The 24,165-nt window shown below is 72.7% G+C and carries 25 protein-coding genes; 19 read left to right on the top strand and 6 right to left on the bottom strand.

Going from position 1 to position 24,165, the window contains the following annotated elements; genetic code table 11:
* Positions 1 to 60: 60 nt before the first annotated feature.
* The gene (locus tag AB0K51_RS16870; protein ID WP_363455333.1) at positions 61 to 1,353 is read right to left on the bottom strand and encodes an ABC transporter substrate-binding protein; all 1,293 of its coding nucleotides are present in this window, start codon (positions 1,351 to 1,353) and stop codon (positions 61 to 63) included.
* A 278-nt stretch (positions 1,354 to 1,631) separates the two neighbouring features.
* Here AB0K51_RS16870 and AB0K51_RS16865 point away from each other — a divergent pair, with 278 nt between their 5' ends.
* The 8 genes from AB0K51_RS16865 (at position 1,632) to AB0K51_RS16830 (ending at position 8,834) form a co-directional block, all read left to right on the top strand.
* Positions 1,632 to 2,072, top strand: coding sequence for a hypothetical protein (locus AB0K51_RS16865; protein WP_363455330.1), 441 nt, complete (start codon positions 1,632 to 1,634; stop codon positions 2,070 to 2,072).
* Between the two features lie 106 nt (positions 2,073 to 2,178).
* The gene (gene purU, locus AB0K51_RS16860) at positions 2,179 to 3,042 is read left to right on the top strand and encodes a formyltetrahydrofolate deformylase (protein ID WP_363455327.1); all 864 of its coding nucleotides are present in this window, start codon (positions 2,179 to 2,181) and stop codon (positions 3,040 to 3,042) included.
* 336 nt (positions 3,043 to 3,378) lie between these two features.
* Entirely contained in the window at positions 3,379 to 3,855 is a 477-nt protein-coding gene (locus AB0K51_RS16855) for an ATP-binding protein (protein ID WP_363455324.1), read from the top strand.
* 361 nt (positions 3,856 to 4,216) lie between these two features.
* Positions 4,217 to 5,488 carry an MFS transporter gene (locus AB0K51_RS16850; protein ID WP_363455321.1) on the top strand — a complete coding sequence of 424 codons (1,272 nt, stop codon included), beginning with the start codon at positions 4,217 to 4,219 and terminating at the stop codon, positions 5,486 to 5,488.
* A gap of 95 nt (positions 5,489 to 5,583) precedes the next feature.
* Positions 5,584 to 6,882: an MFS transporter gene (locus tag AB0K51_RS16845; protein WP_363455384.1), complete on the top strand. Its 1,299-nt coding sequence runs from the start codon at positions 5,584 to 5,586 to the stop codon at positions 6,880 to 6,882.
* 11 nt (positions 6,883 to 6,893) lie between these two features.
* Positions 6,894 to 7,421, top strand: a complete 528-nt coding sequence (locus AB0K51_RS16840; protein WP_363455318.1) for a GNAT family N-acetyltransferase — start codon at positions 6,894 to 6,896, stop codon at positions 7,419 to 7,421.
* A 74-nt stretch (positions 7,422 to 7,495) separates the two neighbouring features.
* The gene (locus AB0K51_RS16835) at positions 7,496 to 7,822 is read left to right on the top strand and encodes a DUF4229 domain-containing protein (protein WP_363455315.1); all 327 of its coding nucleotides are present in this window, start codon (positions 7,496 to 7,498) and stop codon (positions 7,820 to 7,822) included.
* A 4-nt stretch (positions 7,823 to 7,826) separates the two neighbouring features.
* Complete coding sequence (locus tag AB0K51_RS16830; protein WP_363455312.1) at positions 7,827 to 8,834, top strand: LacI family DNA-binding transcriptional regulator; 1,008 nt, start codon at positions 7,827 to 7,829, stop codon at positions 8,832 to 8,834.
* Between the two features lie 7 nt (positions 8,835 to 8,841).
* On the opposite strand, the gene AB0K51_RS16825 is transcribed toward AB0K51_RS16830, so the two are convergent.
* Complete coding sequence (locus tag AB0K51_RS16825) at positions 8,842 to 9,279, bottom strand: GNAT family N-acetyltransferase (protein ID WP_363455309.1); 438 nt, start codon at positions 9,277 to 9,279, stop codon at positions 8,842 to 8,844.
* A gap of 126 nt (positions 9,280 to 9,405) precedes the next feature.
* Positions 9,406 to 10,596 carry an MFS transporter gene (locus AB0K51_RS16820; protein WP_363455306.1) on the bottom strand — a complete coding sequence of 397 codons (1,191 nt, stop codon included), beginning with the start codon at positions 10,594 to 10,596 and terminating at the stop codon, positions 9,406 to 9,408.
* Positions 10,597 to 10,974: 378 nt separating this feature from the next.
* Between AB0K51_RS16820 and AB0K51_RS16815 the strand changes: the two genes are divergently transcribed.
* Positions 10,975 to 12,309, top strand: coding sequence for a dicarboxylate/amino acid:cation symporter (locus AB0K51_RS16815; protein ID WP_363455305.1), 1,335 nt, complete (start codon positions 10,975 to 10,977; stop codon positions 12,307 to 12,309).
* 120 nt (positions 12,310 to 12,429) lie between these two features.
* Positions 12,430 to 12,990 carry a Uma2 family endonuclease gene (locus AB0K51_RS16810; RefSeq protein WP_363455303.1) on the top strand — a complete coding sequence of 187 codons (561 nt, stop codon included), beginning with the start codon at positions 12,430 to 12,432 and terminating at the stop codon, positions 12,988 to 12,990.
* 14 nt (positions 12,991 to 13,004) lie between these two features.
* Here AB0K51_RS16810 and AB0K51_RS16805 read toward each other — a convergent pair whose 3' ends face one another.
* The gene (locus tag AB0K51_RS16805) at positions 13,005 to 13,550 is read right to left on the bottom strand and encodes a DUF1707 domain-containing protein (RefSeq protein ID WP_363455300.1); all 546 of its coding nucleotides are present in this window, start codon (positions 13,548 to 13,550) and stop codon (positions 13,005 to 13,007) included.
* Positions 13,551 to 13,629: 79 nt separating this feature from the next.
* Here AB0K51_RS16805 and AB0K51_RS16800 point away from each other — a divergent pair, with 79 nt between their 5' ends.
* Positions 13,630 to 13,992, top strand: a complete 363-nt coding sequence (locus tag AB0K51_RS16800) for a DUF1304 domain-containing protein (RefSeq protein WP_363455298.1) — start codon at positions 13,630 to 13,632, stop codon at positions 13,990 to 13,992.
* A 14-nt stretch (positions 13,993 to 14,006) separates the two neighbouring features.
* Positions 14,007 to 14,597, top strand: a complete 591-nt coding sequence (locus tag AB0K51_RS16795) for a TetR/AcrR family transcriptional regulator (RefSeq protein WP_363455295.1) — start codon at positions 14,007 to 14,009, stop codon at positions 14,595 to 14,597.
* A 9-nt stretch (positions 14,598 to 14,606) separates the two neighbouring features.
* On the opposite strand, the gene AB0K51_RS16790 is transcribed toward AB0K51_RS16795, so the two are convergent.
* Both AB0K51_RS16790 and AB0K51_RS16785 read right to left on the bottom strand, forming a co-directional pair.
* Positions 14,607 to 15,608, bottom strand: a complete 1,002-nt coding sequence (locus tag AB0K51_RS16790) for a bile acid:sodium symporter family protein (protein WP_363455292.1) — start codon at positions 15,606 to 15,608, stop codon at positions 14,607 to 14,609.
* A 335-nt stretch (positions 15,609 to 15,943) separates the two neighbouring features.
* Positions 15,944 to 16,147 carry a cold-shock protein gene (locus AB0K51_RS16785; protein WP_043915662.1) on the bottom strand — a complete coding sequence of 68 codons (204 nt, stop codon included), beginning with the start codon at positions 16,145 to 16,147 and terminating at the stop codon, positions 15,944 to 15,946.
* A 353-nt stretch (positions 16,148 to 16,500) separates the two neighbouring features.
* Here AB0K51_RS16785 and AB0K51_RS16780 point away from each other — a divergent pair, with 353 nt between their 5' ends.
* The 7 genes from AB0K51_RS16780 to AB0K51_RS16750 all read left to right on the top strand — a co-directional run bounded on the left by AB0K51_RS16780 (position 16,501) and on the right by AB0K51_RS16750 (position 24,112).
* Positions 16,501 to 17,391, top strand: coding sequence for a menaquinone biosynthesis protein (locus AB0K51_RS16780; RefSeq protein WP_363455289.1), 891 nt, complete (start codon positions 16,501 to 16,503; stop codon positions 17,389 to 17,391).
* A gap of 140 nt (positions 17,392 to 17,531) precedes the next feature.
* Positions 17,532 to 19,298 (top strand): protein kinase, encoded by a 1,767-nt coding sequence (locus tag AB0K51_RS16775; RefSeq protein ID WP_363455286.1) that lies wholly within the window; start codon positions 17,532 to 17,534, stop codon positions 19,296 to 19,298.
* 69 nt (positions 19,299 to 19,367) lie between these two features.
* Complete coding sequence (gene mqnC, locus AB0K51_RS16770) at positions 19,368 to 20,576, top strand: cyclic dehypoxanthinyl futalosine synthase (protein WP_363455283.1); 1,209 nt, start codon at positions 19,368 to 19,370, stop codon at positions 20,574 to 20,576.
* 11 nt (positions 20,577 to 20,587) lie between these two features.
* A complete protein-coding gene (locus AB0K51_RS16765; protein ID WP_363455280.1) occupies positions 20,588 to 21,199 on the top strand; it encodes a hypothetical protein in 612 nt (203 codons plus the stop codon).
* 208 nt (positions 21,200 to 21,407) lie between these two features.
* A complete protein-coding gene (locus tag AB0K51_RS16760; protein WP_363455277.1) occupies positions 21,408 to 22,004 on the top strand; it encodes a hypothetical protein in 597 nt (198 codons plus the stop codon).
* Between the two features lie 44 nt (positions 22,005 to 22,048).
* Positions 22,049 to 22,744 (top strand): demethylmenaquinone methyltransferase, encoded by a 696-nt coding sequence (locus tag AB0K51_RS16755; protein ID WP_363455274.1) that lies wholly within the window; start codon positions 22,049 to 22,051, stop codon positions 22,742 to 22,744.
* An 87-nt stretch (positions 22,745 to 22,831) separates the two neighbouring features.
* Positions 22,832 to 24,112 (top strand): geranylgeranyl reductase family protein, encoded by a 1,281-nt coding sequence (locus AB0K51_RS16750; RefSeq protein ID WP_363455271.1) that lies wholly within the window; start codon positions 22,832 to 22,834, stop codon positions 24,110 to 24,112.
* Positions 24,113 to 24,165 lie beyond the last annotated feature (53 nt).

Raw genomic sequence — 24,165 nt, 5'->3', positions numbered from 1 at the left:
TGCCTTCCGCTTCGCGCAGTTCCTCGCGCCCCTGGTGGTAGCCCCTGCGCTGCGAGTTGCTTACGCCGGGGGCTTGCCGTTGGTGAGGACCCAGCGGACGTCGGTGAAGCCCTGGCGCTGCTCGACCAGGCGGCCGCCCTGGACCTGCTGGAAGGTCACCGAGGTGTTGACCAGGCGGGGGGAGTCGGCGCTGGGGAGCATGTTGGTCATGCCCCAGCCGAGCGGCGGGGTCGCGCCGGCGGTGTCGATCGGCTCGCCGCTGTCCAGCACGGCGCGCAGGGCCTTGGCGGTGAGCGGCTTGCTCTTGTCGATCCGGCCGACCGCCTGCCGGAGCACCTCGTAGGCGACCCAGGTGGTCTGCACGCCGGGGTCGGCGACGTCGATGGTGGCGCCGCCGCCGAAGGTGTGGGCGGTGTTGCGCAGCGCGTCCCAGACCCTGGAGCTCTCGGCCGGGAACCAGCCGGTGGCGTACGCGCCGCGCAGCGGGCCGTTGTCGCCGCCGGTGGAGTCGACCACGGACTGCTGGAAGGAGCCGATCACCGAGGCGAGCTGGGTGTTCTTCGGGTTGGCGCGGCGGTACGGGTCGAGCAGGTTGGAGGTGGGCTCGGAACCGAGCGCGCTGAGCACGCAGTTGCCGGACTTGTCGTCGCCGATCGCCTTGCGGGCGTAGGAGGAGTAGTCGTTGGACTTCTCCGGCGCCTTGACGTCGGTGAGCTTGATGTTGGTCTGCTTGACCGCGCCGGTGAGGTAGCCGACCAGCGCGTCGCCGGCCCGGGTGTCGGGGCGGATCAGCGAGATCTGCTTGCAGCCGGCGTCGACCAGCTGGCGTCCGCTGCCGGCGATCAGGGCGGGCATGCCGCCGGCCACCGGGTAGGACAGCGGGCTGGTGAACTCCGGGCTGGAGAGGCCGTATCCGCCGAGGTAGGGGATGCCGGCGTCATCGAGGACGGGCATGAAGTTGGTGCCGAACTGGCTGGCGGAGCCGACCACGGCGACCACCTTCGCGTCCACGGCCTGGCGGGTGCAGGCGGTGGCGCCGTCGGCGCTGTCGTGCTCGTTGCAGGTGAGGACGCGGACCTTGCGTCCGTCGAGGCCGCCGTGCGAGTTGAGCTCGCGGCCGATGGCGTCGGCGAGCGCGGTCATGCCGGGACGGTCGGAGGCTCCGGTGCCGGACGGGGCCCAGGTCATCACGGTGACCTCCTGGCCGGTCGCGTCGGCGACGGCCGGGCCGCCGCAGGCGGCGGTGGACAGGAGTGCGGGGAGGAGCGCGGCGCTGGCCGCGAGGGCTGCCACGGTGCGGCGGCGGCCGGTGGTGACGGCGGGTAGCGGGTGGGGGGATCCGGTCCGCGTCATGCTGCTCTGTTCCTCCCTGGACGTGCTGGGTGTCCCGTGCTCCATTGCGCAGGTTCGGCTGACCAAGACTGGTCGGGGCCGGGCAAGCCGAGAGGGACGCAATGTGAACTGATCGCCAACGGGGGAGGAACACGGGGAGGTGACGATCGGTGACGCGTGTAGAAGTCGTACGGATCGGGAACGTACGATCGTTTCCCGTGTCAGACAGCATGGATTCTCGGTATCGGTCTGCCCGAACCTCTTCTCGAACCGGCGGCCGCTCAAGCACGATGGGCGGCATGCCCCTGACTGACCTGCCCTGGTGGCGCTGGCGCGCGCGGATCCGCTCGGCGCTGCACATGCTCTCCGACCCCGGCTTCCAGCAGGCGGCCTGGCTGCACGGCCAGGTCGCCGGGTACGGCGACCTCGCCGACGCGGTGTACCGCCTGGTCGAGGACAGCTGGCTGGACCGCTGGTCGGCGGAGAAGTACGTCGGCTCGATCTTCCGGGACTCCGCGGAGGCGGTCGCGGTGGACGCGGCGGTGCTGCGGGTGCTGCGGATCGTCCACCAGGTCGGCCCGGACTCCCCGGCGGCGCTCTTCCTCGGCCACCAGGACTGGCCGGAGGCGGTGCAGGCGGCCCGCGAGGCGCACTTCCGGCTGGCGGTCAACGACGGCGACGACCCGGACCTGCCGCCGGTGGGCCTGGACGCCTTGCGGGAGCTGACCGCGACCCTCTGAACCCCGGCGGTCTCGGGTGGCGGGCAGCCGAACACGGCCGGGCCGATCTGTGCCAGGCTGGTCCCCCGCTGTCAAGACCCGAGCCGAGAAACGGGGCCCCCGCACGATGGAAGAGACCGCCAGCTCCCAGTACGTCCTCACGCTGTCCTGCCCAGACAAGCAGGGCATCGTGCACGCGGTCTCCAGCTACCTGTTCATGACGGGTTGCAACATCATCGACAGCCAGCAGTTCGGCGACTCCGGGACCGGGCTGTTCTTCATGCGGGTGCACTTCTCCGCCGAGGAGCCGGTGACGGCGGAGAAGCTGCGGGCCAGCTTCGCGGCGATCGGCGCCTCGTTCCGGATGGACTGGCAGATCCACGAGTCCGCGGAGCGGATGCGGGTGCTGCTGATGGTCTCCAAGTTCGGGCACTGCCTGAACGACCTGCTGTTCCGCACCCGGATCGGCGCGCTGCAGGTGGAGATCGTCGGAGTGGTCTCCAACCACACCGACTTCCGCGAGCTGACCGAGTCGTACGGCATCCCGTTCCACCACATCGCGGTCACCCGGGACACCAAGCCGGAGGCGGAGCAGGCGCTGCTCGACCTGGTCGCCGAGGAACGGGTGGACCTGGTGGTGCTGGCCCGCTACATGCAGGTGCTCTCGGACGACCTGTGCAAGGCGCTGTCCGGCCGCGTGATCAACATCCACCACTCCTTCCTGCCGAGCTTCAAGGGCGCCAAGCCGTACCACCAGGCGCACGCCCGTGGCGTCAAGCTGATCGGCGCCACCGCGCACTACGTCACCGCCGACCTGGACGAGGGCCCGATCATCGAGCAGGAGGTCGCCCGGGTCACCCACGACGTCACCCCCGACCAGCTGGTGGCGATCGGCCGCGACGTCGAGTGCCAGGCGCTGGCCCGCGCGGTGAAGTGGCACAGCGAGCGCCGGGTGCTGCTGAACGGTTCGCGGACGGTGGTCTTCGCCTGACGGCGGCTCAGGTCTGACGAGCGGTCACGACGCGCGCGCCGGGTGGCGCGCGCGTCCGGCGTTCGAGGCGCGCTGGACATATGTAGGAGGGGTTGTTCGCTCGTGGCGCGCCAGGGGCGAACGCCCTTTGGCGGTACGGTCTTAGCACCCGCGGGGTAGCGGCACCGACCGGTCGTGCGAAGCCCGGCAAGGTGAGCGGGACAGTATGCACCGCGCCGTCCCCCGAACGCTGGAATATGCCCGAAGCTCTTGCTCCGCCCCCGCGACGGAATCATCCTGAGGCGTATTCGTGTCGATGCCATGGCGGGCCGAATACCGAGTGCGGGTGGTGGAACGGTGCAGGTACTTCAGGTACAGCTGGCGGTCCAGGCGGACCCGGCGGAGGTCGGACGCGCGAGGCGCTGGGTGCGCGCCAGACTGCAGGGCAACGGGATCTCCCCGGACGCGCCGGTGGCCGAGACCCTGGTGCTGGTGGTCTCCGAACTGGTCACCAACGCCGTGGTGCACACCGGCTGTCCGGCCGTGCTGCGGCTGATCCTGCCGGTCGGGGCGGACGCCCCGTCGGCGGCGCTGCGGGTGGAGGTGGCCGACGCGAGCCACGACGCGCCCGCCCCCCGGCACGCCGGCCCGGACGCCGACGCCACCAACGGCCGGGGCCTGGAACTGGTGGAGCTGCTGTGCGAGCGCTGGGGCTGGTACCCGGACGGCTCCGGCAAGCGGGTCTGGTGCGAGATCGACCGCTCCGGCCCGGCGCTCTGCGCGGACGCGTTGGAGCCGGTGGCCGCGGCCGAGCCGATGGCCTCGGCGCGCTGATCCGCTCGGCCGCGCCGGTCGCGCGCCGCCCGCGCCTCCGTTGATCCTTCCGAATTTCCGACAACCCATTGACGTGACGTATCCGACTGATCACTCTTGGGTGCGGCGCTCCGTTGCGAGGGGACGCCGAGGGAGACCGGGCGGTGCCGACACAGGGGGTCGTTGGCTGCCGCCGCCCGGAACCTCGGCGAACACGGGGCGCGGCGTCGCTGCTTCAGGGCACGGACGCCACCCTGGACGGCGGTCCGCCGTGCCGTGCTCGGGGTGCGCACGGCGGGCTGCCGTCCGGGCTCCGCGGGGAAGCCGCATCGTGACCCAAAATCACTGGAAAACGGTGGTGGTCTACACCAAAACTGAGGCCGTGACCGCACCCGAACTGCACCCCGCCGTCTCCGCCCCACCGCTCGGCACCCCCGTCGGCCCGGCCATCTGGTCCGGCAACTTCCGGCTCTACTTCACCGCCCGCTCGGCCGGCCTGCTGAGCGACGCGATGCTCCCGGTGGCCGTCACCACCGGCCTGCTGACCTCCGGCCACTCCGCCTCCACGGTCGGCTACGCGATGGCCTTCCTGCTCGCCCCGTTCGCCGGTCTGGTGCTGGTCGGCGGGGTGCTCGCCGACCGGTTCACCGCCCGGCGGCTGATGATCTTCGCCGACCTGCTCAACCTGACCACCCGGGTGCTGCTCGCGGTGCTGTTCTTCCGCGGCGTCGACCAGCTCTGGCAGCTCTACCTGCTGCTCGCTCTGGCCGGCACCGCCGCCGCCATGTTCCAGCCCGGCGCGGCCTCCACCGTCCCGCTGGTCGCCCGCGACGTGCAGGGCGCCAACGGCGTGCTGCGGATCTCCGAGGCGCTCACCACCCTGGCCGGCCCCCCGCTGGCCGGCGTGCTGGCCGCCGCCTCCAGCGGCTGGGTGATGGTGATCGCCGCCGTGATGTACGCGGTCAGCGCCGCCTGCCTGCTCGCGCTGCGGCTCGGCCCGGTCCCCGCCCCGCCGCCCGGCGACAGCCTGTGGCGCAACCTGGTGGTCGGCTGGCACGAGTTCCGCGCCCGCAGCTGGATGTGGGGCGTGATCGTGATCTGGATGGCCTTCACCGTGCTGTCCTGGGGCCCGCTCAACCCGATCGTGGCCGGCCTGGTGATCCCGCAGCACGGCGCCACCGTCTACGGCGTCCTCTACGGCATGTTCGGCGCCGGCACCGTGGTCGGCGGCCTGATCGCGATCCGGATCAAGCCGGCCCGCCCGCTCGCGGCCGGCGCGGTCGCCGTCCTCGCCTTCCCCGTCCAGCAGTTCGCCTTCGCCCTCGACCTGCCCTGGCCGGTGCTCGGCGCCGCCCAGCTGGTCTCCGGAATCGGCATCAGCTTCTGGGGCGTCATGTGGGCCACCAGCGTGCAGACCCAGGTGCCCGGCGAGGTGCTCAACCGCATCCACGCCTACGAGGTGGCCGGCTCGGTCTGCATGTTCCCGCTCGGCTCCGCGCTCGCCGGACCCGCCATGAACGCCTTCGGTGCCCACCAGGTGCTGGCCCTCGGCGGCCTGGTCACCGTGGGCACCGCCGCGGCGCTGCTGCTCAGCCCGCCGATCCGCAACCTGCGCCGGGTCCCCGACGGCCTCCCGGTGGCCGGCGGACACTGAACCGCCGGCCCGGCGTCAGGATCTGTGCGTTCTTTGGCAGCAAACCCCGTCGCGCGGGCGGGGCCCCGGCCGGGAGACTCGGGCAGGTGACAGAACTGACCACCACCGCCGAGCAGGCCGACCGCCCCGCCCCGCCCCGCCGCACCCCCCGGCTGCACTACGGCTGGGTGGTCGCCGCCGTCTCGCTGGTCGTCCTGGTCGGCTCGGCCGGATTCCGCTCCGCGCCGGGCCTGATGATGGACGCCCTGCACAACGAGTTCGGCTGGTCGCACGCCACCATCTCCAGCGCCGTCTCGGTCAACCTCACCCTCTACGGCCTCACCGCCCCGTTCGCCGCCGCCCTGATGGACCGCTTCGGGGTGCGCCTGGTGGTGGTCTGCGCGCTGCTGACCATAGCCACCGGCTCCGGCCTCACCATCCTGATGACGCAGCCCTGGCAGCTGATCCTGTGCTGGGGAGTGCTGGTCGGACTCGGCAGCGGCTCGATGGCCGGCGCGTTCGCCACCACCATCTCCGGCCGCTGGTTCCAGGCCCGGCAGGGACTGGTCACCGGCGTGCTGACCGCCGCCGGCGCGGCCGGCAACCTGGTCTTCATGCCGGTGCTCGCCGCGCTGGTCGAGCACCAGGGCTGGCGCACCGCCGTCGTGGTGATCTCGCTCGCCGCCACCGCCGTCGCCGTCCCCGTCCTGGTGCTGATGCGCGAACGCCCCGCCGACCTCGGACTGCTGCCCTACGGCGCCACCGAGGAACCGCCGCCCCCGCGGACCGACGGCTCCGCGCTGGTCCGCTCGCTGCGGGTGCTGCGCGAGGCCTCCCGCACCACCCCGTTCTGGCTGCTGGCCGGCTCGTTCGCGATCTGCGGTGCCACCACCGCCGGACTGGTCGGCACCCACTTCATCCCCGCCGCGCACGACCACGGCATGCCCGTCACCACCGGCGCCTCGCTGCTCGCCCTGGTCGGCGTCTTCGACGTGGTCGGCACCATCGCCAGCGGCTGGTTCACCGACCGCTTCGACTCCACCCGCCTGCTCATCACGTACTACGCGCTGCGCGGCCTCTCGCTGCTCTTCCTGCCGCAGCTGTTCGGCGACGCGCTGCGCCCGCCGCTGCTCGCCTTCGTGATCTTCTACGGCCTGGACTGGGTCGCCACCGTCCCGCCCACCGTCGCGCTCTGCCGCCGCTACTTCGGGCAGGACGCCCCGATCGTCTTCGGCTGGGTGCTCGCCGCCCACCAGATCGGCGCCGCCGCGGTGGCGGGCCTGGCCGGCCTGGCCCGCGACCGGTTCGGCGACTACGACGCCACCTGGTACGCGGCCGGCGCCCTGTGCGTGATCGCGGTCGGGTGCTGCGTGGCCCTGCGCCGGGTGAAGCAGACCGCGGTAATGACCGCGTAGCCTGGACGACCATGACGCTGCGCTTCGTTCTCGACCCCGAGCCCACCCCCGACCTGCAGGCCTCGGTGGTCGCGCTGTGGACCGACGTGTCCAACGCCGGCGGCGCCGTCGGCTTCGTCCCGCCGGTGACCGTCGAGGACGTCGGCCCGACCGCGAAGAAGCAGTTCGACGGCCTCGGCCCGGACCGACTGCTGGTCGGCTACGCGCCGGACGGGCGGCTGGCCGCGGTGGTCTTCTTCGAGTCCATGCGCTTCGACCTGATGGACCACTGGCGGCTGCTGAAGCGCGTCATGGTGCACCCCGACTTCCAGGGCCTCGGCTACGGCGCCGAACTGCTCGCCGAGGCCGAGCGGGTGGCCCGCGGCTGGGGCCTGTCCGGGCTGCGGCTGACCCTGCGCGGCGGCCACGGGCTGGAGACCTTCTACGGCCGCAGCGGCTACGTCGAGGTCGGCCGGGTGCCGGGCGGGATCCGGGTCGCGCCCGGCGACGAGCGCGACGACGTGACGATGTGGCTCGACCTGCGCGACCGACGGGTGTGAGGTCGTGCTTCACTGGGAGGGCCATTACCCCCGCGCGCACCGTCGCGCCACCCGGCAGTGAAGGACGAAGCCCCGTGAGCAGCAAGAACCACGCGACGCTCCGCTACACCTCCCTGCGGGTGAGCATCTTCCTGGGCTGCCTGCTGGTCGCGCTGCTGCTCGGCCACTTCGGCGTCATCCCGGTGGTCGGCTCGCTCGGCGTGCTGATCCTCTTCGCGCTGGCCGCCGTGGCCTCCTCGGCGATCAGCTACGTGGTCCTCAGCAAGCAGCGTGACGAGATGTCCGCGCAGATCGCGGAGCGCGTCGAGTCCCGCAAGGCCCGCGCCGCCGACCGGGACGCCGCCGAGGACGCGGCGGACGACGCCGCCCGCGCCGCCGCCCAGCAGGCGCAGGCCGGCTGACGACGTGTCGGACCACCCGTCCGGCGACGCGGCGCGCCGCCGCCCGACCGGCCGGGACGTGGCCCGGCTGGCCGGCGTCTCCCAGGCCACCGTCTCCCTGGTGTTCTCCGGCACCACCGGCCACCGGGTCTCCGACGCCACCCGCGAGCGCATCCACCGGGCCGCCCGCGAACTCGGCTACCGCCCGCAGGCGGCCGGCCGCCAACTGCGGCTCGGCCGCAGCGGCATGGTGCTGCTCGCCGTCCCCAACCTGCTCGGCCCGTTCTTCGGCCGGGTGCTGACCGGCGTCCACCAGGAGGCCGCCCGGCACGGCCTCGCCGTCGTCGTCAGCAGCGGCTGGGACGCCGCCACCCTCGCCGAGGCCGCCGGCGCCGGCCGCTTCGACGGCCTGCTGATCTGCTCCCCGGACGACCGCCAGCTCGGCGAGCTGCCCGCCGACACCGCCGCCGTCTACCTGGACGCCGACCCCGCCGCCAACCCCGGCCGCCCCACCGTCGAACTCGACCTCGCCACCGGCATGCGGGCCGCCGTCGACCACCTCGCCGCGCTCGGCCACCGCCGCATCGGCCGCCTGCGCTCGGTGCACTCCGCGTACACCTTCCGGGTGCGGCAGGCCGCGTTCGAGGCGGCCGGCGCGGACCTCGACGTCCTGGAGGTCGGCGTCAGCCTGAACGAGGGCAGCAAGGCCGCCGAGCAGGCCGCCCGCGAGCTGCTGGCCGGCCCCGACCGCCCCCGCGCGGTGGTCTGCGACGACGACGTGGTCGCCTCCGGCGTCTACCGGGCCGCCGCCGACCTCGGGCTGCGGATCCCCGCCGACCTCTCGGTGGTCGGCATGGACAACATCCCGGTCGCCGAACTGCTCAGCCCGCCGCTCACCACCGTCGACCTGCCCGGCGAAGAGCTCGGCCGCACCGGACTCGCCACCCTGGTCGCGCTGCTGGACGGCGCCCCGCCGACGGCGACCGCGCCGCTCGCCACCACGCTGCTGGTGCGCCGCTCCACGTCCGCCTGACGGTGCGTCACTGCGCGCCGATGATCATCCACTTCTCCGGCGCCGCCATCGGCTCGAACCCGACCTTCGCGTACACCTCGTGCGCGTCCCGGGTCGCCAGCATCAGCCGCCGCAGCCCCATCCCCGCCAGGTGGTCCCGCACCGCGGCGGCGAGCGCCGTGCCCAGCCCCCGCCCCCGCGCCTCCTCCGCCACGAACACGTCGCACAGCCACCCGAAGGTCGCCCCGTCCGTCACCACCCGCGCGTACCCCACCTGCGCCCCGCTCCCCACCTCGTACACCCCGAAGTTGAGCGAGTTCCCGATCGCGGTCTCCTGCGTCTCCCGAGCCCGCCCCGCCGCCCAGTACGACTCCTCGGCCAACCACCGATGCACCGCCCCCCGGTCAAGCCGCGCCGCATCGGTGGACACCTCGTAGCCCGCAGGCAGTTCGATCCTCGTCGTCATGCGGCGCATCCAAGCAGGTGGCAGCGGCGACACGCGAGTCGATTCGCAGGAGTCGGGACCGGGCGGTGCGCTCCGCCGACCTGGACCGTCAGACGATCGGTGTATCCCCGATCCGTAGACCCGCCGTCAGGCGGTGGCGGTGGCCGGGGTGAGGCGGAGGCGGGTGCGGGTGGTGAGGAGGAGGATGCCGCCGAGGGTGATGCCGGCGGTGGCGCAGAGGGCGACGGCGTGGAGGGAGGTGGTGACCAGGCTGCCGGAGACGGCGTAGCCCGCGGCGTTGCCGGTGGCGAAGAGGGTGACCAGCCAGGCGAAGGCTTCGGTGACGGTGCCGGTGGGGGCGAGTTCGGCGACCAGGACGAAGGCGGCGGCGAGCAGCGGGGCCAGGCCGAGGCCGGACAGGAAGGCGAGGGCGGCCATCGGCAGCGGTCCGGGCAGCAGCAACAGCGGCAGGTAGCCGACGGCCATGCCGAGCGCCAGCACCCAGGTACGGGTGGCGGTGTCGGCCTTCCAGGTCGCGGTGCCGTAGGCGAGCGCGCCGAGCAGCCCGGCGAGGGCGGCGAGGGCGAGCAGGGTGCCGGCCCCGCCCGGCAGGCCGCCGGGGTGCTGTTCGGCGTAGGCGATGAAGAGCACGTTCTGCGCGCCGACCGTCCAGCCGGCCCCGGCCAGGCCGAGCAGCAGCAGGACCAGTCCGGGGGAGCGGAGCGGTCCGAGCAGCCCGGCGGAGGCGGCCCGCTTCGGTGCCCGCCAGGCCCTGGCGGGGGCGGAGGTGGCGACCACCAGCGCGCCGAGCAGGCCGAGCGCGGCGGCCGTCCACAGGGCTGTGGACGGGCCGAACGCGGCGGCGATCCCGGCGACGGCGAGCGGCCCGGCGACGTACAGCACCTGCTGCGAGGCGGAGTCGAAGGCGTACGCGGTGTCCAGCTGCTCCTCGTCGACCACGTCCGGCCACAGCGAGCGCAGGCAGGGTTCGAGCGGGGGCATGCAGAGGCCGGCGATCGCCGCGCCGAGCGGGGCGGCGACGGGGGAGCCGGGGGCGAGGGCGAGCAGCGCGTAGCCGCCGCCGGCCGCGACGGCGGAGGCGAGCAGGACGCGGGGCTGCCCGGTCAGGTCGACGATCCGGCCGAGCACCGGCCCGCCGATCGCGGCGGCGATCGCGTACGCGGCGGTGGCCAGGCCGATCCGGCTGTACGGGGTGCCGGCCTCGCGCAGGGCGAGGGCGATCACCAGGGCGGTCATCCCGGCGGGCAGCCGGCCGACCAGGGTGCCCACCAGGAGCCGGGTGACGTGCGGGGCGCGGAGCAGCGCGGCGTAGCCCATGGGGCGTCCTTCTCGGCAGGCGGTGTGTGCCCTCAAGTTATACGTATAACTGATGAGCGTCAAAGCTCGTCCTCAAACAAGTACTTTGAACATCTCAAAGGTTTGTTGCTAATCTTCCGGCCATGACCGCCGCAGACGCCGCTGACCAGCCCGGGATGAGCACCTCGCTCATGCCGCGCTGCCCGCGTCTGTCCGGCGCCGTGGACGGCCCGTGTCGCTGTCGCTCCGGCGGCTGTATGCGGGCGGCACGCCTCTCCTGACGCCCCGACACCTCCCCTGTCGGAACTCCGGGCCCGTGAGCCCGGCTTCCGCGTCCGCCGTGCCGCCGCCCCGCCTCCTCCCCCCCGTCACCGCCCTTCCCCCCGGAGTCGCACACCCATGTCCACCGCGCCCGCGCCCACCCTGCTGGGACGCCTCCGACGCACCCCGTTCTGGGCCCAGATCGTCGGCGGCCTGGTCCTCGGCCTGCTGCTCGGCTGGATCGCCCGGTCCGGCGACGTGTCCTGGCTGAAGACCACCCTGGACACCATCGGCAAGACCTTCGTCCAACTGCTCAAGCTGGCCGTGCCGCCGCTCGTCTTCACCGCGATCATCGTCTCGGTCGCCAACCTGCGGAACGTCACCAACGCCGCCCGGCTGGCCGCCCGCACCCTGTTCTGGTTCCTCGCCACCTCGCTGATCGCGGTCGCCGTCGGCCTCGGCCTCGGCCTGCTCACCGACCCCGGCAAGGGCGCCCACCTCTCCACCCAGGGCGTCAAGGGCGTCGACAAGGCCGGCAGCTGGGTCGACTTCCTGACCGGCATCATCCCGACCAACATCGCCGACGCCTTCCTGAAGGTGAACGTCCTCCAGATCGTCTTCCTCGGCGTGGTGGTCGGCGCGGCCCTCCTCAAGCTCGGCGAGAAGGCCGCCCCCGTGGCCAAGCTCTCCGAGGCCGTCCTGGAGCTCACCCAGACCGCCCTGTGGTGGGTCATCCGGCTCGCCCCGCTCGGCACCCTCGGCCTGATCGGCAAGTCCGTCGCCGTCTACGGCTGGGACCTGCTCAAGCCGTTCACCACCCTCACCGTCGACGTCTACGTCGGCTGCGCGATCGTCCTGTTCGGCGTCTACTCGCTGCTGCTGCGCTTCGTCGGCGGCCTCAACCCGCTGAACTTCTTCAAGGGCGCCTGGCCCGCGATCCAGCTGGCCTTCGTCTCCCGCTCCTCGGTCGGCACCCTGCCGGTTACCCGCCGCGTCACCGAGCGCCTGGGCGTTCCGTCCGAATACGCGAGCTTTGCCGTCCCGTTCGGGGCGACCACCAAGATGGACGGCTGCGCCGCGATCTACCCGTCGCTCGCCGCGATCTTCGTGGCCCAGGTGTACGGCATCGACCTCGGCATCGGCGACTACCTGCTGATCGCGTTCGTCTCGGTGATCGGCTCCGCCGCGACGGCCGGCCTCACCGGCGCGATCGTCATGCTCACCCTGACCCTCTCCACCCTGGGCCTGCCCCTGGAGGGCGTCGGCCTGCTGCTCGCCATCGACCCGATCCTCGACATGATCCGCACCGCCACCAACGTGGCCGGGCAGGTCGTGGTGCCGATCCTGGTCTCCGCCCGCGAGAAGACCCTCGACCTCGCCGCCTACAACGCCCCCACCGGCGACCTCCTCACCGAGGACCGCCCCACCACCCCCATCCCGGCCCAGACCGCGAGCGACCCCGTCGCCGCCTGACCGCCCCACCCGCCGCGACGGCCCGCACCCTCCCACGGTGCGGGCCGTCGCTCGTTGGGGTGAGGATCCTGGGAGTTGAGGATTCGGGTCGATAGCGTGGAGGCGGCGAAGGAGGGGCCGATGACCGCACTGCCGAGCGAGCGGCACTACGACCGCGTCGATCCGGAGCTGGCGCTGAAGTACGCGATCCAGCACCACGCGGGCGACCGCGTCCAGATCATCGAGGGAGTCATCACGCCCATGACGCCGGGATGGGACCACGAGGCGGTCGCCGACGACGTTCGGGACCAACTCCGACTGAAGGTGCGGGAACTCGAGTGCATCATGGGCTCCGGCGACCTCGATCTGCCAGGGTCGAGCAACTGGTTCATCCCCGACGTCGCCGTGGTTCCGCGCACCTTGGCCAAGGACGGCGGCGCGCTGCTGCCGGACCAGACGCTGCTGGTGGTCGAGGTGACCTCGAACTCGAACGGTGACACCGACCGGCTCGTGAAGCCGCGGCGGTACGCCGAGTACGGAGCGCCGCTGTACTTGCTGATCGACCGGCGGGACCGGGCCTGGACGCTCTTCTCGGAGCCGGGCGAACTCGGATACACGCGGGCGATCGGCCCGCTTCCGTTCGGTGAACCGATCGCGTTGCCGGAGCCGTTCGGGCTGCGGGTGGATACGGCGGGGTTCTGACCTCGGGCGGGCGGTCAGTGCTTGGCGTGGCGGATCTTGAGGCGGCCGAAGCCGATGACTCCGGTGAGGCGGATGACCGGGGCGTCGGGGGTGGGGCGGTGGCGTGGGGGCCGGTAGCGCAGGTCCTTCCAGGTGGTGCGGACGCCCTCGAAGTCGACCACGGCGTTGCGGGGGAGGGTGATCCTCGCGCGGCCGGTGCCGATGTTGATCTCGATGTCGGTGACGGGGTGGTCGATCACCGCCCGCGAGAGGTCGAGGCGGACCCGGCCGAACGCGGAGTCGACCTTGAGGGTGCGGGGGACGCGCCACGCGCCGCGGCGGGTGATCCGGCCGGTGGCGGCGGTGATGGTGGAGACCGGGGCGGGTTCCTCGGCCGGGAGGGCGGCGGTGGCCGCGGCGAGGTCGGCGGGGGTGGTGGCGGTGAGCGCCCGGTGGAGGCGCTCGTCCATCTCCTGGTGGGTGAGCTGCCCTTCGACGTAGGCGTTCTGAAGGCGGGTCACGGCGGCTTCGCGCTCGAGGTCGCGGACGGGGCGCTGCGGACTGTCCGGCAGAGAAGTCACGCGGACACCTTAGCGGGAGGGATTCTGGACAGTCGTCCATGTATGCTGGACGCCTGTCCATGATGAGGAGGCGGTTGTAGTGGGGATCACGGCTGCGGTGCTGGTGGGCCTGGTGGCCGCGTTGCACGCGTACATCCTGGTGCTGGAGATGTTCCTGTGGGAGCGCCGGCCGGGGCGTGAACTGTCGGGGTTCGATGCGGAGTTGGCCCGGAAGACGGCGCCGCTGGCGGCCAACCAGGGGCTGTACAACGGCTTCCTGGCGGCGGGCCTGGTGTGGGGCCTGGTCGCGGACGACCCGACCGGCTTCGCGGTGCGGGTGTTCTTCCTGGTGTGCGTGGTGGTCGCGGGTGTGTACGGCGCGGTGACCGCGAACCGGCGGATCCTGTTCGCGCAGGCAGTGCCGGGGGCGCTGGCGCTCACCGCGGTGCTCATCGCCGGATGAGCGATGATGACCGGATGAGTACGGACGGACGGCCGGAGGGGCGCACCGCGGCGGGGGACCCGCGGGCCGAGCGGACCAGGGCGAAACTGCGGGCGGCGCTGCTCGCGGAGTGCGCGGACCGTCCGCTGGCGGAGGTGAGCGTGGCGTCGGTGGTCCGCCGGGCCGGCGTCGGCCGGGCCACGTACTACCTGCACTACGCGGACCTGTCGGGGCTGGCCGTGGACGCCTGCGCGGACGTGGTCCGCGCGGCGGTGGACGCGCTGCACGCCTGGCGCGGGGTGCCGGACCCGGCCGTCCCGCCGCCCGCGCTGGGGGAGTTCTTCACTGAGGTGGCCCCGCACGCCGGGCTCTACCGGGAGTTGATGACCCCGGGCGGCGGCGGCCCGCTGGGGCAGGTGCTCCACCGCGACCTGCGCGAACACAGCCGCCGCGAGCGCGAGTTGGCGGGCGCACCGGAACCCGGGCTGGTGGCGTCCGCGGTCGCCGCGGCATTCGCCGGCGTCTTCGCCGACTGGCTGCACGGCCTGGTCGAGGCCACCCCGGACGAACTGGCCGGCCGCGTCTGGCGCCTGCTGATCAGCCTGCACCGCACCCCGCTGGGCTGAGCGCGTGGCTTACCGCGCCTGCCGGGCCCAGCGTTGGGCGAGGACGGTGCAGACCATCAGTTGGAGCTGGTGGAAGAGCATCAGCGGGAGGACGGTCAGGCCGACCGTGGTGGCGGGGAAGAGGATGGTGGCCAGCGGGAGGCCGTTGGCCAGGCTCTTCTTGGAGCCGCAGAACTGGATGGTGATCCGGTCGGGGCGGGCGAAGCCGAGGCGGTGCGAGGCGAGGTGGGTGAAGGCGAGGACGGCGGCCAGCAGGGCCAGGGAGATGACGGCCAGCCAGGCCAGCTGGGCGACGGTGACCCGGCTCCAGATGCCCTCGCGGACGCCCTCGCTGAAGGCGACGTAGACGATCAGCAGGATCGAACCGCGGTCCACCACCAGGGTGACCAGCCGGTGGCGGGCGATCCACGGGCCGACCCAGCGGCGCAGCAGCTGGCCGAGGGCGAACGGGACCAGCAGCTGGAGCACGATGTCCAGCACCTGGCCGCCGTCGACCGCGACCCCGGTGGCGCCGGAGAGCAGCCAGGCGGCGAGCAGCGGGGTGAGCACGATGCCCAGCAGGCTGGAGAAGGTGGCGGCGCAGATCGCGGCGGCGACGTTGCCGCCCGCCATCGAGGTGAAGGCGATCGAGGACTGCACGGTCGACGGCAGCAGGGTGAGGAACAGCACGCCGGTGAACAGCTGCGGGGGCAGCACCGCGTCGGGCAGCAGCCGGGTGGCCTCGGCGAGCAGCGGGAACAGCACGAAGGTGCAGCCGAGGATCAGCAGGTGCAGCTTCCAGTGCCGGGCGCCGGCCAGCGCCTCCTGCGGGGAGAGCCGGGCGCCGTACAGGAAGAAGAGCAGGGCGACGGCGAGCTTGACCGCGTCACCGGCGGCGGTGGCGGCTGCGCCGCGGGCGGGCAGCAGGGTGGCCAGGGCGACGGTGCACAGCAGCAGCACGAGGTAGGTGTCGATACCGATCCGGCGCAGGGCGCGGTCGAGGGCGCGGTGGGCGGCGCGGATTCGGTCCATGGCTCGATGATCTCCCGGGGGCCCTCGGGCCGATCGACCGGGTCGGGAGGCCGGCATCGCACCCGCAGAACGAGCCGGGAGAACAGGCCGGGAGACCGAGCCCGCAGAACGGGCCGGGAGAACGAGCCGGGATCGGGGGATGGCATCGGGGGCGGGATCGGGCCGGAGAACGGCCGGGGAAAGCCCTGCCGGGAAAGGCCTGCCGGGAAAGCCCGAAGGGAAAGGCGTGGTGCGGGCGGGAAAAGGGCAGGGGGCCCGCCGCCGGCGAGGCCCCCTTGGGAACTGCAACTCGTTACGGACCCGAGGGGCCGTGAGCGATCAGATGTGAAGAGATGTCAGATCGCGACGACGTTCTCCGCCTGCGGGCCCTTCGGGCCCTGGGTGACGTCGAAGCTGACCGCCTGGTTCTCCTCCAGCGAGCGGAAACCGGTCGCGTTGATGGCGGAGTAGTGGACGAAGACGTCGGGGCCGCCGCCCTCCTGGGCGATGAAGCCGAAGCCCTTCTCGGCGTTGAACCACTTGACGGTTCCGGTCGCCATACCGTTCTCCTTGCGAGGGACGTTGTGGACGCCACACCTTGTGGCGCCCGGGTCCGCTGCGCTGATCGCCCCGCCTCCGGACGAGTCCGGAGTTTTTTCGCACAGTGCTCAATCAATGCTCAATTGATGCGGATACTGCTGAAAAATTACAAAAAGCCTGCGGTTACATGCTCCGCAGGCTCCAAGTACTGCAAGGGGAATCAAACTGCAACTGACGTGAACGGTAGCACGCAGGCGCGGCCCCGACCAGGGGCTAACGACGGTGCGGGACGGTGTGTCGGGCACCGGATGCGAGCCGTCCCAATCAGCGGGCATACCCTGCCGGTGGAGCACTAACGGCAAGGGAGCACACGGTGAGCAGTCGGGATGCCGACCACCCGGCGGCGGCGGTCAGGCCGCGGGTCGGGCATATTCAGTTCCTCAACTGTCTACCCCTCTACTGGGGCCTCGCGCGGACCGGGAACCTGCTCGATCTGGACCTCAGCAAGGACACCCCGGAGAAGCTGAGCGACCGGCTGGTCGCCGGCGAACTCGACATCGGCCCGATCACCTGCGTGGAGTACCTGCGCAACGCCGACCGCCTGATGGTGCTTCCGGACATCGCGGTCGGCAGCGACGGCCCGGTGATGTCCTGCGTGATCGTCAGCAAGCGCCCGCTGGCCGAGCTGGACGGCCGGCGGGTGGCGCTCGGCTCGACCAGTCGGACGTCCGTGCGGCTGGCCCGGCTGCTGCTGGAGGAGCGCGAGGGGGTGCGGCCGGAGTACTTCAGCTGCCCGCCCGACCTGGACGCGATGCTGGCCGACGCCGACGCCGCGGTGCTGATCGGCGACCCGGCGCTGCGCGCCTCGCTCGAGCAGGCGCCCCGGCAGGGGCTGGCGGTGCACGACCTGGGCGCGATGTGGAAGGAGTGGACGGGACTGCCGTTCGTCTTCGCGGTCTGGGCGGCCCGCCGCGACTACGCCGAGCAGCACCCCCAGCTGACCGCCGCCGTTCACCGGGCGTTCCTGGAGTCCCGGGACCTCTCGCTGACCGAGGCCGCCATGGTGGCGGAGCAGGCGGCGCGCTGGGAGGCCTTCGACGCGCCGCTGCTGGAGCGGTACTTCAGCGAGGCGCTGGACTTCTCGCTGGGGGAGCGGCAGCTCGCCGGGATCGCCGAGTTCGCGCGCCGGGTCGCGCATGACAGCGGCTTCCCGGGGGATGTGGAGATCCGGCTGTGGGAGCCCGTGCCCGCGGCGGTGGTCTGAACGGCTGCGACCGGTGACCCGGTGATCATTATGGGTCTGATGATCATTATGGGAAGGTCGAGGGAAATGACTGATCTGACGATCACTTTGTGATTGTCGGGCCATTGGGGGGCCATTGGTCCGGTCGGGGAGGAAGTGGCGTGGAGCGGCTGGGAACTGACGATCCGTCGTGGATCGGGGAGTACCGGCTGCTGCGGCGGCTCGGGGCCGGCGGCATGGGGCGGGTGTACCTCGGCCGGACGGCGGGCGGGCGGACCGTGGCGGTCAAGGCGGTGCGCTCGGAGCTCGCCGACGACCCGGAGTTCCGGGCGAGGTTCCGTCAGGAGGTGGCCGCCGCCCGGCAGGTCGGCGGACGCTGGACCGCCCCCGTGCTGGACGCCGACACCGAGGGCCCCCGCCCGTGGGTCGCCACCGGGTACGTCGCCGGACCCTCGCTCGGCACGGCGGTGCGCGGCGGCGGCCCGCTGCCCACTCCCGCGGTGCACGCGCTCGGGGCCTGGCTGGCCGAGGCGCTGGAACAGGTGCACACGCTCGGACTGGTGCACCGGGACGTCAAGCCGTCCAACGTGCTGCTCACCCTGGACGGGCCGCGGCTGATCGACTTCGGGGTGGCCCGGGCGCTGGACGCCGCCACCGCGCTCACCCACAGCGGGTACGTGGTCGGCTCGCCCGGGTTCATGTCGCCGGAACAGGCCGGCGGGCGGCCGGTCGGCCCCGCCGGTGACGTCTTCTCGCTCGGTGCGCTGCTGGCCTTCGCCGCCACCGGCAAGGCCCCGTTCGGCGAGGGCGTCAGCGCCGCCGTCCTGCTCTACCGGGTGATCCACGAGGAGCCCGAACTCACCGGGCTGCACGGCGAGCTGGCCGCCGTGGTGGCCGACTGCCTGGCCAAGGACCCGGCCCGCCGTCCCACCCCCGCCGAGCTGCGCGCCCGGCTCGCCCCGGGCGCGGCCGGAGCCGTCGGTCCCGGCGGCTGGCTGCCGCCCGCCCTGGCCGCCGCCGTGGGCCGCGCCGCCGTCGAACTGCTGGACCTGGAGGCGGAACCGCCGCTCGGCACCCCCGCGGCTGGGACCCCTGCGACCGGCATCGGTGCGAACGGCCCGTCAACCGACCTGCCGTCAGCCCGCGTGCCGTCAGCCGACCCGGTGGGCAGTGGCGTCGGGGGGCCGACCGGTCCGGGCGGGTTCGCCGACCGGATGCCGACGGTGCTGGACGGCGGCCCGGGCGGGGCGCCGGACGCGGTCACCTCGACCGGGCGGGCGCGGCGGAACCGGATCTGGGGCGCGGTGGCGGCCGTCGCGGTGCTGGTGGCCACGGTGTTCGGGACGCTCGCGGCGACCGACAACCTGCCCTGGCAGGCCGAGGCCTCGTCCTCCCACTCGCCCGGCCAGGACCAGGCGGACGGCGGTTCGAACGGCGCGGACGCCTCGGACGACCCGAGCGCCTCGGCGTCCGACGAACCGAGCGGCACCGCCGACCCCTCGCCGCGGACCGGCAGCTCCGCCGCCCCGGTCGGCAGCACCGGGTCGCCGGCCGTGAGCGGCAACGGGAAATCGCTTCCCGACTCCTTCCTGGGCACCTGGAAGGGCCCGATCACCACCAAGATCGTGCCGCTGGAGTCCAACTTCACCGTCACCTTCACCGGCGGCAAGGTCGGCGAGCAGGTCGGCCGCACCAGCAACGCCTCGGAGCTCAGCGACACGGTCTGCGCGGGCGTGCTGACCCTGCTGTCCGCGGAGCCCGGGAAGGTGGTGCTGCAGGAGCGGTCGGACGGCGACGGGGCCGGGTGCACCGGCGCCCCGGAGAAGCAGACGTACACCGCGGCGAGTGACGGGACCTCGATCCATCTGCAGGTCAGCGAGGCGCCGTTGGGCAGCGACCCGGCCGGGGACTTGCGGAAGCAGGGGTGAGCGGGCCCGGAAATACGCTGGCGTAGGCTGGTTCGGTCGCCCTTCCGATGAAGAAAGCAGGCCCGCAAGGTGTCCGAGCAGAACCTTTCCGCCGCCGAGCTGCAGGCCGTTCTGGACCGTGCGGCCGAGGGCGGCCGGATCACCCCCGACGAGGCGCTGGAGCTGTACCGTTCGGCGCCGCTGCACGCGCTGGGCGCGGCGGCCGACGCGGTGCGCCGGCGGCGGTACGCAGGCGTGGAGCACATCGCCACGTACATCATCGAACGGAACATCAACTACACCAACGTCTGCGTGACGGCGTGCAAGTTCTGCGCCTTCTACGTGCCGCCGAAGAGCGACAAGGGCTGGTCGCGGGAGCTGGACGAGGTCCTGCGGCGGTGCGCGGAGACGGTGGAGCTGGGCGGCACCCAGATCATGTTCCAGGGCGGGCACCACCCGGACTACGGCGTCGAGTACTACGAGAAGAACTTCGCGGCGATCAAGGCGGAGTTCCCGCAGCTGGTGATCCACTCGCTGGGCGCCTCCGAGGTCGAGCACATGGCGAAGATCTCCGGCGTCTCCATCGAGGAGGCGATCACCCGGATCCACGCCGCGGGCCTGGACTCCTTCGCGGGCGCCGGCGCCGAGCTGCTGCCGGAGCGTCCGCGGAAGGCGATCGCCCCGCTGAAGGAGTCCGGCGAGCGCTGGCTGGAGATCATGGAGACCGCGCACCGGCTCGGCGTGGAGTCCACCTCCACCATGCTGATGGGCACCGGCGAGACCAACGCCGAGCGGATCGAGCACCTGCGGATGATCCGCGACGTGCAGGACCGCACCGGCGGCTTCCGGGCGTTCATCCCCTACACCTACCAGCCGCAGAACAACCACCTGAAGGGCTCGACCCAGGCCACCGTCTTCGAGTACCTGCGCATGATCGCCATCGCGCGGCTCTTCCTCGACAACGTGGCGCACATCCAGGGCTCCTGGCTCACCACGGGCAAGGAGGCCGGGCAGCTGTCGCTGCACTACGGCGCGGACGACCTCGGCTCGGTGATGCTGGAGGAGAACGTGGTCTCCGCGGCCGGCGCCAAGCACCGCTCCAACCTGCACGAGCTGATCCACCTGATCCGCACCGCCGGCCGGGTGCCCGCGCAGCGCTCCACCACCTACGAGCACCTGCGGGTGCTGGACGACCCGGCGAACGACCCGGTCGACCCGCGGGTGGCCTCGCACATCGCCTCCACCGCGATCGAGGGCGGCACCGCGCACCCCGAGCTGAAGATCCTCGCCACCTCCTGACGACCCTCACCATGCTGACGCTGCACCGGGCCGCGCTGCTGCTGCCCGATCCGGCCGACCCCACCGCCTCGCCGATCGTCGACGGGGCGGTGCTGGTCGACGGCGCGACGATCGCGCGGCTCGGGCCCTTCGCGGACGTGGCCGGCGCGCGGGTGCGGGAGTGGCCCGGGCTGCTGGTGCCGGGGCTGGTCAACCGGCACGGTGCCTGGCTGCTGGAGCACGCCTACCACCCGGACCCGCGCGAGGAGGCGGGGGAGCGGCCGCTGCCGCCCCCCGCGGAGCTGACCGACGAGCGCTGGGGCGCCAGTGCCCGGCGCGGCCTGCAGCGGATGCTCGGCCACGGCGCGACCGCGGTCACCGGCCCCTTCGAACGGGCGGCGGTGCGCACGGCCGTGGCGCGATCCGGACTGCACCCGCTGGGCGGTGACGGCACGTCGGCTCCCGGCGAGCTCGACCCGCTGGCGGACGCGACGCCGGCGTCCGCCGTGCACCGGCCGCTGACGGTCGGCGGACCGGCCGACTTCGCGGTCTTCGCGGTCGGGTCGGTAGCGGAGTGGGAGCAGCGCGGCGGAGCGTGTCTGGCGACGGTGCTGGGCGGACGCCTGCTGTACCGCGGGCGGTAGTCCCTGCGTCCCCGGGCAGCGGTAGTCCCGCGCCCCGGACGGTGGTGGTCCCGCGCCCCGCACGGTGGTTCTGTGTCCCGGACGCTGGCCGAAAGCAGGCGGGGCGTGGTGATGGTCATACCGGCGGGTTCTGACTCCCCGTGACCTGAGGACCCGCCAGCGGATAACATCCCGGTTCAGCCCCCGTTGCCGAGCCAGGACAGGACGCATGCGAGCCGCCACCCCCGACCGCCCGCCCGGGTACCCGGCTTCGGCGGCGGCTCGGCCGAGACTGGGCCGCGGCTGGTACATCGGCGCGGTGCTGAGCGCGGTGGTCGCGCTCGGGATGTGCCTGCTGGGCTGGCGGCAGGCCGACCAGGCGGACCGGATCAACGCGCACCCGGTGCGGGTGCAGGGCACGATCACCCAACTCCCGGGCGGCAGCGGCACCTACAGCCAGGTCAGCTACCTGGCGGACGGCCGCAAGCTGGCCGCCGCGGACCTGTGGGTGCCGGAGAACGCCCAGGTCGGCGACGCGATCTGCCTGGAGCACGCGGCGGACGACCCGGGCGCGGTGCGGGTGTGCGGAAAGCGGTATCCGCAGCCGGTGGGCGTCGGGTTGGCGCAGACCAGCGTGCCGGTGGCGGTGCTGCTGTGCGTGCTCTGCCTGTACCGGATCCGACGGTTCAAGCGGGCCCACCCGGCGGACGGGACGATCGGACGGGGCGGCTTCGCGGTGGCGTTCGCCGCCGAGGGGATGCCCGCGATCACGCACGGGAAGCGGTCCCGCCGGCGCCGCAAGGGGGGCCGCCGCGCTCTGCGGTGAGCCCTGGTGACGGGTGACGGGCCCGCAAGGTGAACAATGGGGTCGTGACCCGAGCCCATCTGGACAAGCAGCCGCAGGACGTCGCCGCCATGTTCGACGACGTCGCGGCCAAGTACGACCGCACCAACGACGTGCTCTCGCTGGGCCAGGCCCGGCTGTGGCGCCGGGCGGTGGCCGATGCGGTGGGTGCCGTCGCGGGCCAGCGCATCCTGGACCTCGGCGCGGGCACCGGCACCTCCTCGCTGCCGTTCCTGGAGGCCGGTGCCGACGTGGTCCCGTGCGACTTCTCGCTCGGCATGCTCACCGAGGGCAAGGCCCGCCACCCCGAACTCGCCCTCACCGCGGGCGATGCCACCAGGCTCCCGTTCGCCGACGACTCCTTCGACGCGGTGACCATCTCCTTCGCGCTGCGCAACGTGCAGGAGTACGAGACCGCGCTGCGCGAGCTGCTCCGGGTCACCAAGCCCGGCGGCAAGCTGGTGATCTGCGAGTTCTCCACCCCGACCTGGACGCCGCTGCGCACCGTCTACACCGAGTACCTGATGCGCGCGCTGCCGCCGGTGGCCACCGCGGTCTCCTCCAACCCGGAGGCGTACGTCTACCTCGCCGAGTCGATCCGGGCCTGGCCCGACCAGCCGGCGCTCGCCGCCGAACTGCAGCGCGCCGGTTGGAGCAAGGTCGCCTGGCGCAACCTCACCGGCGGCATCGTCGCCCTCCACCGCGGCTTCAAGGCCCCGTAGACTGCCGGGGTTCGGCATCCGTCGCCGAAGGTGACGGAGTGTCGGGCCGACCTCCATGACCCCCGACGCGCTCAGGAGAAAGCCCACATGACCGAGACCGCCGTCGAGTCCACCGCCGACGTCATCGTGGTCGGCGCCGGTCCGGCCGGCGCGACGACCGCGTACTGGCTGGCCCAGGCGGGCCTGGACGTGCTGCTGCTGGAGAAGACCGAGTTCCCCCGCGAGAAGGTGTGCGGTGACGGCCTGACCCCGCGCGCCGTCAAGCAACTGGTGGACATGGGCATCGACGTCTCCACCGAGAACGGCTGGCTGCACAACAAGGGCCTGCGGATCATCGGCGGCGGCGTCCGGCTGGAGCTGGACTGGCCGGAGCTGTCCGCCTTCCCGGACTACGGACTGGTCCGCAAGCGCGCCGACTTCGACGAGCTGCTGGCCCGTCAGGCGCAGAAGGCCGGCGCCCGGCTGTACGAGAACTGCAACGTCAGCGGCCCGGTCCAGGACCGCACCGGCCGGATCACGGGCGTCACCGCCAAGCTCGGCGCGGACAAGCGCGAGGTGGAGTTCCACGCCCCGCTGGTGGTCGCCGCGGACGGCAACTCGACCCGGCTGTCGCTGGCCATGGGCCTGCACCGGATCGAGTCCCGGCCGATGGGCGTGGCCTACCGCACCTACTTCACCTCGCCCCGGCACGACGACGACTACCTCGAGTCCTGGTTGGAGCTGTGGGACACCCGCGGCGGGCAGAAGAAGCTGCTGCCCGGCTACGGCTGGATCTTCGGCATGGGCGACGGCACCTCCAACGTCGGCCTCGGCATCCTGAACTCCTCGCCCGCCTTCGGTGACCTGAACTGGCGCGAGGTGCTGAAGAGCTGGTGCGCCGGCATGCCCGAGGAGTGGGGCTACACGCCGGAGAACATGACCGAGCCGATCCGCGGCGCCGCGCTGCCGATGGCCTTCAACCGGCAGCCGCACTACACCCGCGGCCTGCTGCTGGTCGGCGACGCGGGCGGCATGGTCAACCCGTTCAACGGCGAGGGCATCGCCTATGCGATGGAATCCGGCCAGATCGCGGCGGGCGTCATCATTCAGGCCATGGCCCGGATCACCCCCGAGGGCCGGGAGCGCGCGCTGGCCCGCTACCCGCAGATCCTCAAGGACGTCTACGGCGGCTACTACACGCTCGGCCGGGCCTTCGTGAAGCTGATCGGCAACGACCGGGTGATGCGGATCGCCGCCGAACGCGGACTGACCCACCCGGTGCTGATGAAGTTCGTCCTCAAGCTGCTCGCCAACCTGACCGACCCGAGCGGCGGCGACGTCGCCGACCGCGTCATCAACGGCCTGGCCAAGGTGGCCCCGCGGGCCTGAGCCCGAGCAGCCGCAGAAAAGCGCGGCGAGCGAGCAGGCGGCGAGCAGGCGGA

The organism is Kitasatospora sp. NPDC049285 (assembly GCF_040678815.1).
GTDB lineage: Bacteria > Actinomycetota > Actinomycetes > Streptomycetales > Streptomycetaceae > Kitasatospora.
Note: the sequence above shows the minus strand (reverse complement) of the source record. Positions and strands in the feature narration are given on the sequence as shown.

What these genes read in the sequence shown, in the direction of transcription:
- AB0K51_RS16840 (WP_363455318.1), top strand. Translation starts at nt 6,894, where the DNA reads ATGACGCTGCGCTTCGTTCTCGACCCCGAGCCCACCCCCGACCTGCAG.
- AB0K51_RS16815 (WP_363455305.1), top strand. Translation starts at nt 10,975, where the DNA reads ATGTCCACCGCGCCCGCGCCCACCCTGCTGGGACGCCTCCGACGCACC.
- AB0K51_RS16760 (WP_363455277.1), top strand. Translation starts at nt 21,408, where the DNA reads ATGCGAGCCGCCACCCCCGACCGCCCGCCCGGGTACCCGGCTTCGGCG.
- AB0K51_RS16750 (WP_363455271.1), top strand. Translation starts at nt 22,832, where the DNA reads ATGACCGAGACCGCCGTCGAGTCCACCGCCGACGTCATCGTGGTCGGC.
- AB0K51_RS16820 (WP_363455306.1), bottom strand. Translation starts at nt 10,596, where the DNA reads ATGGGCTACGCCGCGCTGCTCCGCGCCCCGCACGTCACCCGGCTCCTG.
- purU (WP_363455327.1), top strand. Translation starts at nt 2,179, where the DNA reads ATGGAAGAGACCGCCAGCTCCCAGTACGTCCTCACGCTGTCCTGCCCA.
- AB0K51_RS16825 (WP_363455309.1), bottom strand. Translation starts at nt 9,279, where the DNA reads ATGACGACGAGGATCGAACTGCCTGCGGGCTACGAGGTGTCCACCGAT.
- AB0K51_RS16765 (WP_363455280.1), top strand. Translation starts at nt 20,588, where the DNA reads ATGCTGACGCTGCACCGGGCCGCGCTGCTGCTGCCCGATCCGGCCGAC.
- AB0K51_RS16810 (WP_363455303.1), top strand. Translation starts at nt 12,430, where the DNA reads ATGACCGCACTGCCGAGCGAGCGGCACTACGACCGCGTCGATCCGGAG.
- AB0K51_RS16795 (WP_363455295.1), top strand. Translation starts at nt 14,007, where the DNA reads ATGAGTACGGACGGACGGCCGGAGGGGCGCACCGCGGCGGGGGACCCG.
- AB0K51_RS16865 (WP_363455330.1), top strand. Translation starts at nt 1,632, where the DNA reads ATGCCCCTGACTGACCTGCCCTGGTGGCGCTGGCGCGCGCGGATCCGC.
- AB0K51_RS16790 (WP_363455292.1), bottom strand. Translation starts at nt 15,608, where the DNA reads ATGGACCGAATCCGCGCCGCCCACCGCGCCCTCGACCGCGCCCTGCGC.
- AB0K51_RS16870 (WP_363455333.1), bottom strand. Translation starts at nt 1,353, where the DNA reads ATGACGCGGACCGGATCCCCCCACCCGCTACCCGCCGTCACCACCGGC.
- AB0K51_RS16785 (WP_043915662.1), bottom strand. Translation starts at nt 16,147, where the DNA reads ATGGCGACCGGAACCGTCAAGTGGTTCAACGCCGAGAAGGGCTTCGGC.